This window comes from Flavimobilis rhizosphaerae (assembly GCF_014852685.1).
Lineage (GTDB): Bacteria > Actinomycetota > Actinomycetes > Actinomycetales > Cellulomonadaceae > Flavimobilis > Flavimobilis rhizosphaerae.
Window position 1 is genome coordinate 450,179 of sequence record NZ_JACZDF010000002.1, and the last position, 14,840, is coordinate 465,018.

A 14,840-nucleotide genomic window follows, 5' to 3' on the forward strand; every position below is an offset into this window, starting at 1 on the left:
CAGGATCTAGGGCCGCAGCGACTCGAGCGACTCGCCGAGGATCGCGATCCCGTGGTCGAGGTCCTCGGAGCGGATCGTCAGGGGCGGTGCGAGCCGTAGCGTGCGACCGTGAGTCTCCTTGGCGAGCACGCCGCGGCCGGCCATCGCCTCGCACACGGCTCGCCCGGTGACGCCCCAGGCGTCCGGGACGTCGACGCCGGCCCACAGCCCGACGCCCCGCACGGCGTCGAGCAGCCCCGCCCGGCGCAGCTCGTCGAGGCCGTCGTGCAGGCGGGCGCCGAGGGTGCGTGCGCGCTCCTGGAGGTCGCCCGGCTCGAGCAGCCCGACGACCGCGAGGCCGACCGCGCACGCGAGCGGATTGCCGCCGAACGTCGAGCCGTGGGTGCCGGGCGTGAGGAGGTCGAGGACGTCGGCCCGCCCGACGACGCCGCTCACCGGCAGGATCCCGCCACCGAGCGCCTTGCCGAGGCACGTGAGGTCGGCGCGCACGTCGCTCAGCTGCGCGGCGAGCGTCGTGCCCGTACGCCCGAGCCCGGACTGCACCTCGTCGAGCACGAGCATCGTGCCCGTGACGTCGCACAGCGCACGCAGCGCGGGCAGGTAGCCGGGCGTCGGCACGACGACGCCCGCCTCGCCCTGGACCGGTTCGACGAGCACCGCGACGGTCGTCGCGTCGATCGCGGCCCGCACGGCCTCGATGTCGTCGTACGGGACGACGCGGAAGCCGGGCGTGTACGGACCGAAGTGGTCGTGCGCGTCCGGGTCGGTCGAGAACGAGGTGATCGTCGTCGTGCGACCGTGGAAGTTGCCCGCAGCGACGACGATCGTCGCCTCGCCGTCCGGCACACCGCGCACGAGGTATCCCCAGCGACGCGCGGCCTTGATCGCGGTCTCGACGGCCTCGGCACCCGTGTTCATCGGCAGGAACCGCTCGGTGCCTGTGAGGCGTGTGAGCGCGTCGGCAAACGGCTCGAGCAGCGGGTGCTCGAACGCGCGCGACGTGAGCGTGAGCCGGTCGAGCTGCGTGTGCACGGCGGCGACGAGAGCCGGGTGGCGGTGGCCGAAGTTCAGCGCGGAGTACCCGGCGAGCAGATCGAGGTATCGGCGGCCCGACGTGTCGTGGACCCACGCCCCCTCGCCGCGGGAGAGGACGACGTGCAGGGGCTCGTAGTTGTGGACCAGCGCGGACATCGTCGACCTCCCGAACCAGGGGAGCCGGTGGACCGACGCCCGGTCACCCGAGCGTAGCGCGAGCCCTGCGGGCAGCCGAAGGGGTCGGCGAGCAGACCGAACGTCAGGCGCGTCGCGCGACGAGCGCGCGCAGCGCCTCGATCGTGCGGGGCGCGGCATGGCCGTCGCCGTACGGGGTCGCCTCGGTCGGGGCGGGCGCGGGCCGCGCGGCGGCCGCGCCGAGCGACGTGCCGCCGGCCGTGCCCGACGGGTCGCGCGGGTCGACGAGGCAGTTCCAGCCGAGCTCGACGGTCTCGACCCACTCGGTCTCGGTGCGGACCGTCGTGCAGGGCACGCGCAGGAGGAACGCCTCCTTCTGGAGGCCGCCCGAGTCGGTGACGACGCCGCGCGATGCGAGGACCGCGCCGACGAGCTCGGGGTAGGCGAGCGGCGCGTGGAGGCGCACGGCGCCCGACCACTCGACGCCGGCCTCGGCCGAGCGTGCGACGAGCCGCGGGTGCGCGAGCAGCAGCACGGGCACGGGCAGCGCCATGAGCTCGGCGGCGATCGCGCGCAGCCGAGCGGGGTCGTCGGTGTTTTCGGCGCGGTGGAGGGTCGCAACGAGGAACTCGCCGCGGGCGAGCCCGGCCGCGGCGAGCACGGCGTCGACCGCCGTGGTGTCGGCGAGGGCGCGCTCGCGCACCTCGAGGAGGACGTCGGTCATGACGTCGCCGACGAGCACGGTCGAGCCCGCGAGGCCCTCGGCGGCAAGGTGCTCGACGGCCACGGCCGTCGGCGCGAGGCAGAGGTCGGCGGCGTGGTCGGTGAGGACGCGGTTGATCTCCTCGGGCATCGCCCGGTTGAACGAGCGCAGCCCGGCCTCCAGGTGCGCGACGGGCACGTGGAGCTTCACCGCGGACAGGGCGCCCGCGAGCGTCGAGTTCGTGTCGCCGTAGACGAGGACGACGTCGGGCGCGAGCTCCGTGATCGCGTCGTCCATCGCGGCGAGGATCTGCCCGGTCTGGGCGCCGTGGCCGCCTGAGCCGACGCCGAGGTGACGGTCCGGGGCGGGGATGCCGAGGTCGCGGAAGAAGACGTCGGAGAGCATCGGGTCGTAGTGCTGACCCGTGTGGACGATCGCGTGCTCGACGCCCGCCGCGGCGGCCGCGTGCGCGACCGGCGCGAGCTTGACGAACTGCGGACGGGCACCGACGACCGAGAGGATCTTCACGCCGCGAGCCTACCGGCGCGAGCCGGTCAGAGCGTCGCGTAGAGCCCGAGCAGCCGGTCGAGGACGCGCTCGGCCCCGTGCTGCTCCCGCACCCACGCCGTGCGTGCGGCGCGAGCCGCGGCGGAGTCGTCGGGCCCCGCCGCGAGCGTCGCGCGGACGACGTCGACGAGCGTGCGCTCGTCCGAGGTGACGACGGGCTCGTCGCCGCACACGTGCGCGACGAGCGGCCGCCCGAGCGCGAGCGCCTCGAGGTCGGAGATGCCGAGCGCGCCCGCGCGCTGCTGCCCGACGACGAGGTCGGCGCCCGCGAGGAGCGCCCGGAACCCGGCCGCGTCCTGGAGCGGCACGAGCCGCACGCCCGCCGCGCGAGCGTCGGCCGCGTACGTGCCCCAGTCGAGGCCGACGACGTCGAGCCCGTCGGCGACGAGCGCGCGTGCCGCCGTGACGAGAGACGTACCACCCTTGGCGTCGTCCCACCGCATGTTGAGGACGACACGCGTGCCGCGCGGCGGCCCCGCGGGGTCGGGAGTCGGGGCGGGCGCCGCAAAGAGCGCATCGGGCACGGGGTTGGGCAGGTAGATCGCGTCGTCACGCAGCTCACGCGCGAGGTCGAGGAGGTCGGGCGTCGCGACGAGGACGAGGTCCGCGCGGCGCACCGCGGCGCGCACGACGGGACCGAGCCAGCGCGAGCGCGCGTCGACCCGCAGATCCGTGCCGTGCAGGTGGAGGACGACGGGGCGGCGCGTCACCCAGCCGTAGTAGCCGGTGACCCCGTAGTGGAGGTGCGCGACGTCGGCGCGCGCGAGCGGCCGGACGGCCCCGGCGAGGTCGAGCGCACGACGCGCCGCGACGACCGGCGCGGGCGCGCCCCGCCCCGCGGGGATGCGCCGCAGGTCCCACGGGAGGCCGCGCGCCCGCGCCGTCGAGACGAGCGTCGTCGCGACGCCCGCGACGTCGTTGACGTGGAGCGCACGAGGGCCGGCGACGGGCCGGGCCGCGTCGGCGGGACCGTCGGGACGAGAGGCGGGCACGCCCCCGAGCGTAGTCGCACGCCCTACCCTGGGGACGTGAACGAGCCCGAGGTCGATGTCGTCGTCGCTGTGCACACGCCCGAGCGGCGCGTCGAGCGGGCCGTCCTCTCCGTCGTCCTCACCGAGGCCCCCGTGCGGGTGACGGTCGTGTGCCACGGGACGCCGCTCGAGCCGATCGCGGAGCGGCTCGGCGTCCTCGCGGAGGACCCGCGCGTGCGCCTCCTGCCGTACGTCGACGGTGTGCCGAGCCCTGCAGGGCCCTTCAACGCCGGGCTCGACGCGGCGACCGCCCCGTGGGTGTCGGTGCTCGGCTCGGACGACGTCCTCGAGGTCGGCGCGATCGACTCGTGGCTCGCTCTCGCGGCCCGCACGGGCGCGGAGGCGGTCCTGCCGCGGCTGCGGCACGCCGAGGGCGCGGTCGTGCCGACGCCGCCCGCCCGGCCCCGGCGGACGCGCGGGCTCGACCTCGTGCGGGACCGCCTCGCGTACCGCACAGCCCCGCTCGGGCTGCTCTCGCGCGCAGCGCTCGACCGGCTCGGGCTGCGCATGACGCCGGGGCTGCCGTCGGGGGAGGACCTCGCCCCGTCGACGCTCCTGTGGGCCGGTGCGCGCGGCGTCGCGTTCGACCGGCGAGGTCCCGCCTACGTCATCGGCGCGGACGCCGCCGAGCGCGTGACGCTCACGGTGCGGCCCGTCGCCGACGACCTCGCGCCCGTCCTCGACCTCGTCGCACGTCCCGCGCTGCGCGCCGCCGACGCGCGCGTGCGCGCCGCCGTCGCCGCGAAGCTCGTGCGGATCCACATCCTCGCGGCGGTCCACAACCGTCGGACGACGGGCCTCGACGACGCGGACCGGGCCGCGCTCGCGGAGGGGGCCGACGCGGTCGTCGCGCTCGCTCCGACCGTGCTCGACGTGCTCTCGCGCGCCGAGCGCGACCTCCTCGACGCGATCGCCGCCGGCGCGACGACCGAGCAGCTCGTCCGGCTCTCCGACCGGCGCCGCCGTCACGGCACGCCCGCGACGCTCGTGCCGCGCGACCTCCGCTGCGCGCTCGCACGCGAGGCTCCGCTACGACTCATGGCGGCGTCGGTCCTCGTCCGCTGAGGTCGCAGGCGCTGCCCGGACACGACGCGGCCGCCGCTCCACGGGCCGCGGTGCGTCGATATGCTCGGGGATGGCCGGCCACGCGCCGCCCGCACCCCGCGACCTCGTCCTAAGGACCCCCATGCGCATCGCAGTCATCGCCCTCGGCAAGATCGGACTCCCGCTCGCGGTGCAGTTCGCGAGCATGGGGCACGACGTCGTCGGCGTCGACGTCAACCCGGCGACGGTCGACGCGGTCAACGCGGGGCGTGAGCCGTTCCCGGGGGAGGCGGAGCTTGCGGAGCGTCTCGCGGAGCTCGTCCCCGCGGGCCGCCTGCGCGCGACGACCGACTACGCGGACGCGGTCCCGGGAGCGGACGCGGTCGTGCTCGTCGTGCCGCTCTTCGTCGACGAGGCCACGGCCCAGCCGGACTTCGGCTGGATGGACGCCGCGACGACCGAGCTCGCGCGGCACCTCACGCCCGGCACGCTCGTCTCCTACGAGACGACGCTCCCGGTCGGTACGACGCGTGGTCGCTGGAAGCCCATGCTCGAGGCCGGCTCGGGCCTCACGGAGGGTGTGGACTTCCACCTCGTCTTCTCGCCTGAGCGTGTCCTCACGGGACGTGTCTTCGCGGACCTGCGCAAGTACCCCAAGCTCGTCGGTGGGCTCTCGGCCGAGGGTGCGGCGTGCGCGACGGCCTTCTACGAGGCCGTCCTCACGTTCGACGAGCGCCCGGACCTGCCGCGCCCCAACGGCGTGTGGGACCTCGGCTCCGCGGAGGCCTCGGAGATGGCCAAGCTCGCCGAGACGACGTACCGGGACGTCAACATCGGCCTCGCCAACCAGTTCGGGGCGTTCGCCGAGAAGGCGGGCATCGACATCTACGCGGTCATCGACGCGTGCAACTCCCAGCCGTACTCGCACATTCACCGGCCGGGTATCGCCGTCGGCGGGCACTGCATCCCCGTCTACCCGCGTCTCTACCTCTCGGTCGACCCGGACGCGTCGGTCGTGCGCGAGGCGCGCGCGGTCAACGCCGCGATGCCCGAGCGCACCGTCGCCCGTGCCGCGGACCTCCTCGGCAGCCTCGACGGCCTGCGCGCCGTCGTCCTCGGTGCGGCCTACCGCGGCGGCGTCAAGGAGACGGCGTTCTCGGGCGTCTTCGCGACGGTCGCCGCGCTCGAGGCGCGCGGCGCGTCCGTGACGGTCCATGACCCGCTCTACTCCGACGACGAGCTCGCCGCGCTCGGCCTCGCCGCCCACCACCTCGGTGACGGTGCGGACCTCGTCGTCGTCCAGACGGACCACGCCGATTACCGCACGCTGGCCCCGGCCGACGTGCCGGGCGTCCGCCTCCTCGTCGACGGACGTCGGATCACCGACGCCGCGCTGTGGACGGGGACGCCGCGCGTCGTCGTCGGGCAGGGCACGGCCTCGTGACCGCGTCCGCGCGCCCACGACGCGCATGAGCTGGGCTGCCGCCCTCGTCCCCGCGGGTGTGCTCGCGGCGCTTCTCGTCGTGCCCGGGTGGACGCTGCTGCGTTGTGCCGGGGTGCGGGGGCTCCTCGCGCTCGGCGGGGCCGCGCCCGTCTCCGTCGCGCTCGTCGGCGTGAGCGCCTTCCTCGCCGGCATGCTCGGCGTGCCGTGGGGGTGGGCCCCGATCGGCGCCGCGCTCCTCCTGGCGGCCCTCGTCGCGTGGGTCCTCGGCCGCTGGGTCGCCCGTGAGCAGCGCTCGCGCGGCCTGCGACCCGCGGGGCTGTGGGCGCGTCGCTTCGAGCTCGGGGGCGCGCGCTGGCCGTGGGTCGTCGCGTCGCTCGCCGTCGCGGCACTGCTCTTCTGCGTGCCCGTCGTGCTCGGCATGGGCGCGCCGGACGCGGTGCTCCAGCAATGGGACTCGGTCTTCCACCTCAACGGGGTGCGCGCCGTGCAGGAGACGGGGCTCGCGTCGAACCGGGGCGCGATGCGGCCCCTCTACGGGGAGATCGGACCGAAGGTCTACTACCCGGCGGTGTGGCACGCGATGGTCGCGCTGCTGCCCGCGGGCGGCTCCGTGACGCTCGCCGCGAACGCGTCGACGTTCGTCCTCGGCGGGCTCGTGTGGCCGCTCGGCGTCGCGGCGCTCGTGCGCGTGCTGCTGTGGCGCTGGTGGACGGCGACGCCGCTCGCGCTGCTCCTCGTCGCGACGTTCGGCGCGTTCCCCGCGGTCGTCCTCTCGACGCTCGCCCAGTGGCCGTACGCGCTCGCGGTCGCGCTCGTCCCGGGGGCGACGGCGCTCGCGGTCGCGAGCCGCGCCCGTGTCGACCGTGGTGTGCCTGCGACGGCGCCGGCACGGCTCGTCGTCACCGTGCTCGTCGTCCTCACCGCGGCGGGCGGTGTCGGCCTCGCGCACGGCTCGGGCGTCTTCTCGCTCGGGCTGCTCCTCGGCCCGTACGGCCTCGCGGCACTCACGCACGCAGCGTCGCGCCGCTGGGCGGCGGGCCAGCGGGGGCGGGTCGTCGCGAGCGCGGTCGTCGGGGGCGTGGGGCTCGTCGGTGGCCTCGTCGTCGTTCTCACGAACCCCACGGTCCAGAACATGCTCTCGTTCCCGCGGGCGACGAAGGCGTTCTACCCGGCGACGATCGGCGGGGTGCTCATCGACCAGCCGCTGTCAGGGCCGGTCGGCGACCTCGTCGTCGCGGTCGCGACGATCGCCGGGATCGTCGTCGTGCTGCGTGCCCGGATCGGTGCGGTGCCGTGGCTCCCGGTGCGTCCGGGGAGCGGGGCCGCGCAGGTCGAGCGCGCGCGCGCCGACCTGCAGGGCATCACGTGGGTCGTGGGTGCGTGGGCGCTCGTCGTCGTGCTCACGGCGCTCGCGGCGGGTCCGCCGACGCCGCTGCGCGTCCTCACAGGCCTCTGGTACTCGCAGCCCGCGAGGATCCAGGCGGTCCTACCGGTCGTCGCGGTGCCGCTCGCGGCGCTCGGCTGCCTCGTGCTCGGGGGCGCCGTCGCCCGTCGCCTGGGGCGGCGGGCCGGACCCGTGCCCGCCGTGGTGCGGGCCGGGGGTGCGACGACGTCGCGCGCTGCTGCGAGCATCGCGGTGCTCGCCCTCGTGACGTCCGTGCCGTGGACCGTGCCAGCGACGGCGGGCCGGTTCGCGGAGGCCTACGAGCCGGGCGCGACGAGGTGGGGGCACATGCTCTCGCCCGACGAGGTCCGGCTTCTCGGTCGCCTCGACCGGGTGCTGCCGCCCGACGCGCTCGTCGTCGGGGACCCGGCGAACGGCGCGGCCCTCGTCTGGGCCGTCGCCGACCGTCGTGTGTTCCTGCCGCAGCTGTCGGTGTCGAACCTCACCGCGGACCAGCGGCTGCTGCGGGCCTCGTTCTCGGATCTCGTGACGGACCCGGCGGTGTGCGACGCGGTGCGCCGCAACGGCATCACGCACCTCTACGTCGACACGGCGACGGCCGCGGACGGCGCGAAGGTCGACGCGGGCGCGCCGGGACTGCACCGGGCGCCGACCGAGGGCGTCGAGGTCGTCGACTCCGAGGGCACCGCGAGCGTCTACCGGCTCACCGTCTGCCAGCCCTGACCCGCCCCACCTCGCGCAAGAATCCGCCCGTATGGCTGCTCCGGATAGCCGTACGGGCGGATTCTTGCGCGAGGGGGAGAGAACGGTCGAGGTCAGCGGCCGATGCGCTCGATCTCGACGAGGTGCGCGCGGGCCTCGCGCGTCGCGATGCGTTCGGACTGCGTCGGGTCGAGCAGCACGACGGAGCCGCCCGTCGACCACGCGTTGAGCGACGAGCGCAGCGTCTGGAGCAGCTTGCCCCGGCGCCCGAGGTGGTCGGCGTGGTGCGTCGCAGGCTCGTCGGCGCACGTCACGCAGTCGGCGTCGGACGTGAGGAGGATGCGGTCCCCCTGGGGAGCGACGCGCGCGGACTCCGCCCAGTCGACGAGGTCGTTGTACGACACGGTGACCGCGCCGCGGAAGGCGCCTGTAACGATCGCGAGGGAGTCCGGGACGGGATCGATGACGGGCCCGAGCACGTCGCCGTACGTCATGACGGCACCTGCGGCGTCGAGCGCGCCGGCGGGCAGGCCGTCGCCGAACGAGCGCGCGAGGGCGGGCAGCGCGACGGCGACGAGCGGCACGTCGTAGGAGGCCCAGGCCTCGGGGCGATGCGTGATCGCGACGTCGGCCTCGACCTCGTCGTCCTTGGGCGAGACGAGCGAGAGGGTCACGCCGGTGCGCCACACGGCGAGCGCCCACACGAGGGTGCGCCAGTGCGCGGGCAGGTCGAGCGCGACGACGGTGCCGGGGGCTGCGTCGAGCTCCTCGACGAGGAGGTTGGAGGTCTTCGTCACCCAGTTGGCGAGGACGGCTCCCGAGAGCTCGACCCTCTCGTCGTCGGGTCCGTACCAGGTGAGGCGCGGGCGGCCGGGATCCTGGGTGAGGGTCGCGAGGATCGCCGCGACAGGGGAGGTCGTCATGGGGAGAGCCTACCGAGCCTTTGCCTGTGTCGTGGCCGTCCGTGACCTCACCGAGGACGTGACGTGGGCGCCTGCGGGAGGTGCCTGGGAGGTTCCTCACCGTCGGGATAGCACACCTCGGCTTGACTTACCCGCATGACACGCATGTAATTTGGGTAACGGATCGTCGTGCGGGGCCACCAGAGCCCCGAGCGGCTCAGGTGCGGGACGACGACGCCCCGGTCACCACCCAGGGCACCGGTCCGGCGGCGCACGGAGAGACGAAGGGGGAGCACCATGTGGAACCTGCTCGAGACGGACGGCCCGTTCCCGTCCGACGCGAGCCGTCCCGTGGGGGCTGAGATCCTCACGCTCGGCATCGACACCGACGAGACCGTCCTCGCATGGCAGGACCGCGCCCTGTGCGCGCAGACCGACCCCGAGGCGTTCTTCCCCGAGAAGGGCGGCTCGACCCGCGAGGCCAAGCGCGTCTGCACGGGCTGCGAGGTCCGCGCCGAGTGCCTCGAGTACGCGCTCGCCAACGACGAGCGCTTCGGCATCTGGGGCGGACTTTCCGAGCGCGAGCGCCGCAAGCTCAAGCGACAGGCCGTCTGACACACCGGCGGTCCTCCGGGACCCTCACCCGTCGGAGCGGCATGATGGCGACAGCATGACGACCCCCGACGCGACCCCCGCCCGCAGCCCTCGCCCCGCCCGTCCTCACGGCCGGGGCGACGCCGGGACCCCGCGCACCCGCACCGGCGTCACCCACGCGCCGACGACCGTCACGGCCGTCGTCGTGACGCGCGGCGCGACCCCCTACCTCGACGCGACGATCGCCGCCGTCCGTGCGCAGCAGCACGCCCCCGACCGCCTCCTCGTCGTCGACGTCGTCCGCGACGCCGACCGGCGCGCACGCCTCGCCCCCGCCTCCGACGACGCACCCCCGACGGTCCTCGTCCACGCGCCACGCGCCACGAGCTTCGGCGCCGCCGTGCGCGCCGGGCTCGCCCACCTCGCCGACCTCGGCTCCGCCCCCGCCCCCAGCCCGTCGGGCTGGCTGTGGCTGCTCCACGACGACGCGACGCCCGAGCCCGAGGCGCTCGACGCGCTCGTCCGTGCGGTCGAGCATGCGCCGTCCGTCGTGCTCGCGGGCGCCAAGCAGGTCGAGCCGGGCGACCGTCGCCGCCTCGTCGAGGTCGGCCTCACGACGTCGCCCGCCGGTCGGCGCATGACGTCCGTCGAGCCGGGCGAGATCGACCAGGGCCAGCACGACGGCCGGGTCGACGTCCTCGGCGTGGGGCTCGCGGGCGCGCTCGCCCGCCTCGACGTGTGGACGGCCCTCGACGGTCCCGACCCCGAGTACGGCAACGTCGGTGACGGCCTCGAGCTCTCGCGCCGCGCACGACTTGCCGGCCACCGCGTCGTCGTCGTCCCGGGTGCTGTCGTCGCGCACGCCAGGGCGACGCACCTCGACCTGCGCCGCCGGGAGACCGACCCCGAGCACGAGCCCGACGAGGAGCGGTCGTTCGCGGCCCGGCGCCGCGCCGAGCTCTGGTACCGGCTCACGGGTGCTCCGACGGGGCTCGTGTGGCTGCACCTCGTCGTCGTCGCGCTCCTCGCGCTGCCGCGCGCGCTGTGGCAGCTCGGTGCGAAGCGCGCGCGGCGCGCGCGTGCCGAGATCACCGCGGCCGCCTGGGCGGTGCTGCGTCCCGTCGCGCTGTGGCGCTCGCGCCGCCGGGTGCGACGGGCGCGCGTCCTGCCACGGTCCGCGCTCGTCCCGCTGCGCGCGACGTGGCGCGACGTCGTCGTCGCGCGGCGCGACCGCCGGCTCGCGCGCGGCGAGCGGCGTCGGGCGCTCGCGCGCGGCGACGCGTTCGCGCTCGCCGAGCGTCGTGCGGACCTGCGTCGACGCGTCGTCGGCGTCAGCCTCACGACGGTCGGGCTCGTCGGTCTCACCCTGTGGTGGCTCGGCCCGGCGCTCGGAGCCGTGGGGCGCGGAGCCCGGCTCGTGTCGGAGTCGCTCCCCGTGGCGAGCGGCTCGCTCGCCGACGTGTGGGCGGAGGTCGCCGACGGCTGGCTGCGCTCGGGGGTCGGCGACGCTGCTTCCGCGGACCCCCTGCTCACGGTCCTCCTGCCGTTCGTCGCGCTCGTCACCCCGTTCGGGGGCGACCTGCAGACGGTCGTCGACGTCGCGCTCGTGGGATCGCTCGTCGTCGCGGGCCTCGGCGCGTGGCTCGCCGCCGGAACGGCGACGAAGTCGCTTCTCCTGCGCTCGACGGCCGCGCTCGTGTGGGTCGCGACGCCCGTGCTCGCGGCCGGGCTGGGTGCGGGGCGCCTCGGCGACGTCCTCGCGCACGTCGTGCTGCCGTGGGCCGTGTGGGGTGCTCTCAAGGCCGTCGGTCTGGGGGCACGTCCTCCGGTCGAGCGTGCGGTCGTCGCGGCCGCGCGACGCGCGGAGGCGCGGCGTCTCGAGCGGGAGTCCGCGACGTCGGACGACGGCGAGGAGGCGTACCTCGCGGCCGCGGGCGTCGCGTCGGTCCCGGTGACGGAGACGGTCCTGCCGGTGACCCGTCCGGTCGCGCACGCGTCGGTCCCCGCCGCGGCGTTCGGAGGTCTCGCCCTCGCCCTCGCGGTCGCGGGAGCGCCCGTGCTCCTCGTGCCGTCGCTCGTGGGCCTCGTGCTCGTCGCCCTCCTGCGCGGACGGCCGCGCCCGCGCGGTGGGCGTCGCCTGCTCCTCCTCGTCGCGGTGCCGCCCGTGCTCGTCCTCGTGCCGCTCGTCGCGGAGGTCGTGCGCCGCGGTGCGGCGGCGTGGCCGCTGCTCCTCGCGTCTCCGGGACGGCCCGTGCCGACGGACGCGCCTGCAGGCTGGCGCCTGCTGCTCGGCGAGCCGACGGTCCTGCCCGCGTGGTCGTGGGCCGAGAGCCTGCCTGTGCCCACCGCAGTCGCCGCTGCGCTGCCCCTCGTCCTCGGCGGGCTCGTCGTCGTGTGCGCGCTTGGCGCGCTCATGCGCCGCGACCGCGCGGGTGCGGTGCGCGGCGCGTGGCTCGTCGCGACGGTCGCGCTCGCCGCGGGTGCCGCGGCCGCGACGGTCGTCGTCGGTGCAGGAGACCTCGGCGCGGTGCACGCGTCGGCCGGCGGCGCGGTGTCGCTCATCGTCCTCGCGCTGCTCGGCGCGGGGCTCGTGGGGCTCGACCACGTGACGGAACGCGTCGCGGAGCACGCGTTCGGATGGCGTCAGATGACCCTCGCTCTCCTCGTCGTCGTCGGGCTCGCAGGCTCGGGCCTCGCTCTGGCGCGCGGCGCCGAGCTCGTCGACGTGCGTGGTGCGGCCGGGCTGCGCGTTCTCGAGGGAGACGTCGTGCCTGCCGTGGGACGCCAGATGCAGGAAGCACCCCGTACGGCGCGCGTGCTGCGCCTCGACGCGGGCCCGACGACGACGTTCCAGCTCCTGCACGCCGACGGCCCCCAGCTCGCCGACACGTCGGTCGTCCTCGCGCACCGTGCGCTCTCGGCCGACGCGGACGCGCCCGCCGAGGCGCTCGCGACGGCAGTCGCGAGCCTCGTCGGCGGGGTCGACGACGACGCCTCGGCGCTCGTCGACCTCGGAGTCGGCGCGGTGCTCGTCGGCCCGACGACGGACGAGGACGCCCGTGGCGCCCTGCTCGCGCGGCTCGACGCGCACGCCGGTCTCGAGCGTGTCGCGGACGGCGCGACCGGCACGGTGTGGCGCGTCGCGGTCCCGGCAGGGGAGTCGACGGGCACCGCGACGGTGACAGGCTGGGCGCGGCTGCTCGACGGGTCGGGCTCCGGTCTCGTCGTGCCGTCGGACGGCCGGAGCATCGACGTGAGGCTCCGGGCGAGCGACCTCGCCGAGCTCGGGACGACCGCGGGCACGGGCTGGGACGTGCAGCCCGGGACCCGCACCCTCGTCCTCGCCGAGCGTGCCGCGCCGGGCTGGCGCGCGACGCTCGACGGGCGGCGGCTCGAGGTCGCGCAGCGCGTGCCCGAGGGAGCGTGGCAGCAGACGTTCGCGCTGCCCGCCGAGGGCGGTGGCCGCCTCGAGGTCTGGTACGAGTCGCCGGGCGGCACCTGGTGGCAGGTCGTGCTCGTCGCGACGGCGGTGATCTACGGGCTGCTCGTCGTGCCCGTCCGACGCAGGGTGGTGGAACGGTGAGCACCGACGAGAGCACGCAGCAGCCCGCCGAGGAGGCCCCCGTGCACGCGCCTCGGCGCCGGTACGGCGCTGCGGCGCTGCGCGGGCTCACGGGCCTGCTCGTCGTGGGGCTCGCGGGCGGTACGGCCTGGGCGGTCGACCTCCTGCCGGTCGAGGAGGCCGGCGGCGGGGCCGCGCAGGAGCTGTCGGTCGTCCCGTCGTCGGTCGACGTCGTGTGCCCGGGCCCCGCGCAGCTCGCGGATCCCGACGCGTCGACGGACCCGGCGTTCGACCCGACGCCCGTCGGCACGGTGACGGCGTTCGGCGGAGTCGTCCTCACGCCCGCGACCGTCGGGCCCGCCCCGGTGCGCCTGCTCGACGGCGCGACGCCCGACGGCGTGACGGTGACGCCGCAGGGGGGCCACGGGGTCGCACGCGGGCGGGTGACGGGCCCGGTGACGCTCGCCGCGTCGCCCGCACCCGACGGGACGGCTGCTCTCGGCGGCGCGGTCGTCTCGACGACGACCGCGGGCGACCTGCGCGGACTCGCGGGTGCGTCCTGCGCGATGCCCTCCGCCGGGCAGTGGCTGCTCGGCGGGACGACGACGCGGGGCGCGAGCACGAGGCTCGTCGTCCAGAACCCGTCGCGGACCGCCGCGGTCGTCGACGTCGAGCTGTGGGGACCGGGCGGGCGCGTCGAGGCGGCAGGGCCGACGACCATGACGGTCCCGGCGGGCGGGCAGTCCGCACGTCTGCTCGAGAGCGTCGCGCCCGAGCAGCGGCTCCTTGCCGTGAAGGTCGTGGCACGCGGCGCGCTCGTGACGTCGTACCTGCAGGTCGGAGCGCTCGACGGGCTGCGGCCGACGGGCGTCGACCTCGCGTCCGCGACGTCGCCCGCGACGCGCCAGGTCGTCTCCGGCGTGACGACGACGGGCCCGGGCGCCGGACCGCGCCTCGACGTCCTCGTGCCCGGCCCGGAGGCAGGGTCCGAGGAGGCTGTGTCCACGGAGCCCGTGCCGGTGACCGTGACGGTCCTCGGCGCGCACGGAAGGGTGTTCGTCCCGGGCGCGGAGCAGCTCGAGGCGGTTCCGGGTCAGCTCGTCTCGCTCGACCTCGACGCGCTCGAGGGTGGCCGGTACACGGTCGTCGTCGACGCGGCCGTCCCGGTCGTCGCGTCCGTCACCGTCGTGCGTCCCGGGACGGACGGCGACGACAGGGCGATCGTCGCGGGGAACGTCGCGCCGGTCCCGGGGACGAGCCTCGTCGCGAGCCCCGCAGGCGTCCGGCGCACGCTCGTGCTCGCCGCGGTCCCCGAGGATCTCTCGGCGGTCCCGGGAGCAGCGCTCGGGACGGGCGTCCCGGTCGACGACGACGGGGCTCCGCTCGCCGTCGCGACGCGGCGCGTCGAGGTCGACCTCGTGGGGGTCGACGGCCGCGTCGTGGCGACCCGACCGGTCGACGTCCCCGTCGGGGGGACGACCGTGCTCGGGGTCGACGCCGCTGCGCCCGGTGTCGACGTCGCGGCGGTCGTCGTGCGGACGGTCGGGGACGGCCCCGGTGTTGCGTGGTCGCTCGAGGCGAGCGCGGATGCGCTCGACGGGACGGCCGACGGCCTGCTCACGGTGCTCGCGCCGGCCGTGGGCGACGTCGTCTCACGGTCGGTCGTCGTGCGGCCGTCGCAGGGCTTCTGACGACCCGTGTCGTCCGGCGGTGTCC

General features: G+C 76.1%; 10 protein-coding genes. 6 read left to right on the forward strand and 4 right to left on the reverse strand.

Annotated elements, in window-relative coordinates; all coding sequences use genetic code 11:
- Window positions 1-6: 6 nt before the first annotated feature.
- The 3 genes from rocD to IGS67_RS14305 all read right to left on the reverse strand — a co-directional run bounded on the left by rocD (window position 7) and on the right by IGS67_RS14305 (window position 3,432).
- Window positions 7-1,191 carry an ornithine--oxo-acid transaminase gene (rocD, locus tag IGS67_RS05360; RefSeq protein ID WP_192278576.1) on the reverse strand — a complete coding sequence of 395 codons (1,185 nt, stop codon included), beginning with the start codon at window positions 1,189-1,191 and terminating at the stop codon, window positions 7-9.
- A gap of 103 nt (window positions 1,192-1,294) precedes the next feature.
- Window positions 1,295-2,401, reverse strand: a complete 1,107-nt coding sequence (wecB, locus tag IGS67_RS05365) for a non-hydrolyzing UDP-N-acetylglucosamine 2-epimerase (protein ID WP_192278578.1) — start codon at window positions 2,399-2,401, stop codon at window positions 1,295-1,297.
- A 26-nt stretch (window positions 2,402-2,427) separates the two neighbouring features.
- Window positions 2,428-3,432, reverse strand: a complete 1,005-nt coding sequence (locus tag IGS67_RS14305) for a glycosyltransferase family protein (protein WP_192278580.1) — start codon at window positions 3,430-3,432, stop codon at window positions 2,428-2,430.
- Between the two features lie 36 nt (window positions 3,433-3,468).
- Here IGS67_RS14305 and IGS67_RS14310 point away from each other — a divergent pair, with 36 nt between their 5' ends.
- The 3 genes from IGS67_RS14310 to IGS67_RS05385 all read left to right on the forward strand — a co-directional run bounded on the left by IGS67_RS14310 (window position 3,469) and on the right by IGS67_RS05385 (window position 8,087).
- The gene (locus IGS67_RS14310) at window positions 3,469-4,536 is read left to right on the forward strand and encodes a glycosyltransferase (RefSeq protein ID WP_192278583.1); all 1,068 of its coding nucleotides are present in this window, start codon (window positions 3,469-3,471) and stop codon (window positions 4,534-4,536) included.
- A gap of 121 nt (window positions 4,537-4,657) precedes the next feature.
- Window positions 4,658-5,959 (forward strand): nucleotide sugar dehydrogenase, encoded by a 1,302-nt coding sequence (locus tag IGS67_RS05380; protein WP_192278585.1) that lies wholly within the window; start codon window positions 4,658-4,660, stop codon window positions 5,957-5,959.
- Between the two features lie 25 nt (window positions 5,960-5,984).
- Entirely contained in the window at window positions 5,985-8,087 is a 2,103-nt protein-coding gene (locus IGS67_RS05385; RefSeq protein WP_192278587.1) for a DUF6541 family protein, read from the forward strand.
- A gap of 92 nt (window positions 8,088-8,179) precedes the next feature.
- On the opposite strand, the gene IGS67_RS05390 is transcribed toward IGS67_RS05385, so the two are convergent.
- Entirely contained in the window at window positions 8,180-8,989 is an 810-nt protein-coding gene (locus tag IGS67_RS05390) for a TIGR03089 family protein (protein WP_192278589.1), read from the reverse strand.
- Between the two features lie 276 nt (window positions 8,990-9,265).
- On the opposite strand from IGS67_RS05390, the gene IGS67_RS05395 reads away from it, so the two are divergent.
- Genes IGS67_RS05395 through IGS67_RS05405 form a run of 3 tightly spaced genes read left to right on the forward strand, consistent with a single transcriptional unit; the run spans window position 9,266 to window position 14,815 of the window.
- A complete protein-coding gene (locus IGS67_RS05395) occupies window positions 9,266-9,583 on the forward strand; it encodes a WhiB family transcriptional regulator (protein WP_102509251.1) in 318 nt (105 codons plus the stop codon).
- Between the two features lie 55 nt (window positions 9,584-9,638).
- Window positions 9,639-13,145, forward strand: coding sequence for a glycosyltransferase (locus IGS67_RS05400; RefSeq protein WP_192278591.1), 3,507 nt, complete (start codon window positions 9,639-9,641; stop codon window positions 13,143-13,145).
- Window positions 13,142-14,815: a DUF5719 family protein gene (locus IGS67_RS05405; protein WP_192278593.1), complete on the forward strand. Its 1,674-nt coding sequence runs from the start codon at window positions 13,142-13,144 to the stop codon at window positions 14,813-14,815. The genes IGS67_RS05400 and IGS67_RS05405 overlap by 4 nt, the downstream gene beginning before the upstream one ends.
- The last annotated feature ends 25 nt before the right edge of the window (window positions 14,816-14,840 follow it).